Source organism: Yoonia sp. (genome assembly GCF_042093035.1).
GTDB lineage: Bacteria > Pseudomonadota > Alphaproteobacteria > Rhodobacterales > Rhodobacteraceae > Yoonia.
The window spans coordinates 1-1,982 of sequence record NZ_JBELFI010000150.1 but is presented as its reverse complement, the minus strand read 5'-3'; the positions used below and the strand labels follow the sequence as shown (position 1 = coordinate 1,982).

At 56.0% G+C, this 1,982-nt stretch carries 3 protein-coding genes; all 3 read right to left on the bottom strand.

The window, feature by feature from the left end:
- Positions 1–1,006, bottom strand: a 1,006-nt coding sequence (flgK, locus tag ACFDSS_RS13510; protein ID WP_375256251.1) for a flagellar hook-associated protein FlgK, incomplete at its 3' end; no start/stop codon positions are given.
- A complete protein-coding gene (locus ACFDSS_RS13505; protein WP_007206227.1) occupies positions 1,007–1,345 on the bottom strand; it encodes a rod-binding protein in 339 nt (112 codons plus the stop codon).
- 36 nt (positions 1,346–1,381) lie between these two features.
- The coding region (locus ACFDSS_RS13500; protein ID WP_375256250.1) for a flagellar basal body P-ring protein FlgI at positions 1,382–1,982 on the bottom strand (601 nt) is incomplete at its 5' end.

Genomic DNA, 1,982 nt, shown 5'->3' with positions numbered 1-1,982 from the left:
ATGTACCGGCGGTAACGGAAAAATCGGCCACGGCAAAAAGCTCTCGTCCAAGCTGCCCGTCCAGATCGATCCCCTGCGCATGCTGGTCGTTCAGTTTTTGACTAAAGTCGCGCGCCAGCGCGTCAAGCTCACTCAACGCGCGCCGATTCGTACCATGCGCATCAACCAACCCGCGCAATCCGCCCGTTTCCAGCTGAGATACGATCTGACCAGAGCCGACACGGAACATGATGCTTCCGGACTCGCCCTCGACCACAGACAGCTTTTTGGCATCTTCACCCGTCAGAATAAGCGGTCCCGAGTCGGATGCCCCTAATCGCAGCTCGGCGTCCAGCCGCTCTCCAATTTTGATGTTTACGGGGATTTTCTCGGCAAGCGAATCCAGCAGGCGATCGCGTTCATCCAAAAGATTGTGTGGCGGCGCACTTCCGATGTTCGACGATCGCAACTGCCCATTGATGATGCCAAGTGATTGAAGCGTACGGTTCACGTCAACCAATTCGACACCAATCTCTTCGGCAGTACCGTTCATCAAACTCGTCAGCATGCCCGCTGTCGTATTAAAGGCATTTGCGACGGTTTCCCCCATTTCCAATGCGGCTTCGCGGGGCGCAGGATCGCCGGGGCTGGCAGCAACCTGGGTCAGGTTGTCGAAAAACGCGGTCATCACGACACCCAGATCGCCATCATTGGGCAGGATCAGGTTTTCCAGCTGTTCCAGCTTGCCAACGAAGGCATCAGAGGCTTCGAACCGCGCTGTGGCGCTGCGTTTGCTTTCAGTCAGGAATCCATCATAAGCCCTGCGGATCTCGCCCAGCTTAACGCCCAGCCCCGTTTGCGATGACAGGCCAGTCAGCTCACTTTGAATACCGTATACTTCGGTGAGCGTCGCGTCTCTGCGACGATAGCCCTCGGTATTGGCATTGACGATATTCTGGCCGGTGACATTCAGTGCCTCGCGTTGCGCCTGGACCGCACTGCGGCCGATGTCTAGCAAACTGGCCATTTAAACTGCATCTCCATTCCGGACTCTGTTTTGAAACTGCCGCACGATGGCATCTGCGATGCCTAGAGATTCTCGCTGCGCCAGTGCGCCGGCGTATTCAGCATCTAACATTTGAGTAAACGTCTTTTGTCCTTCACTATTTAGCAAAGGATCAGACAATTCCGCCGAACGCGCAGAAGATAAAATAGCTTTGACGAATATTGCCTCAAACTGTTCGGCAACCGCCGCAAGCTGTTCAGGCGTCTCCAACCTTGAATCACGATTCAAGGACATGGACTGCTCGCTTTGAAACGCAGCATCCGTAGCCAGATTGAACGCAGAAGGACTGATGGGATTCATAGCATAGCCTCGTTTTCCTGCGCCAAAGATCTTGGATCAGATGATGATAAGCTGCGCGCGCAAAGCGCCTGACACCCGCAGCGCCTCTAGGATCGCCACCAGATCGGACGGCGTGGCACCGATCGCGTTAATAGAGTCAACGACGTCGCTGAGGCTGACACCCGGGTCAAAAAGGAAAGCGCGCGCGCCCTGTTCGTCTACGGTAATCGCGCTGTCTGGGGTTACAACGGGCGCTGCCGGTGTATTGATCACAACACCATCGGCGACGATTGTTTCGCTTTGCGGCACGGCCTGCGGGTCTTCGCGGATGCGGACGGTCAGGCTACCATGGGTGATGACGGCAGGCGTGACATTGACATTGCCCCCGATCACAACAGTGCCCGTGCGTGAATTGACGATGACTTGCGCGGGCGGTGCTCCTGGCTGGACCTCGACCTGTTCGATCAGGCTGGCAAAGGACACCTTTTGCTCGGGGTCAGAGGGCGCTTGCACACGGATCGAAGACGCATCAATCGGCACGGCGGTGCCACCGCCAAAGACCACGTTGATGGCCTCGGCAACATTGCTTGCTGTTGAAAAATCGGGGCGGTGCAGGTTGAGAACCATATATTCATTTGTGATGAACTCATTCTCGACC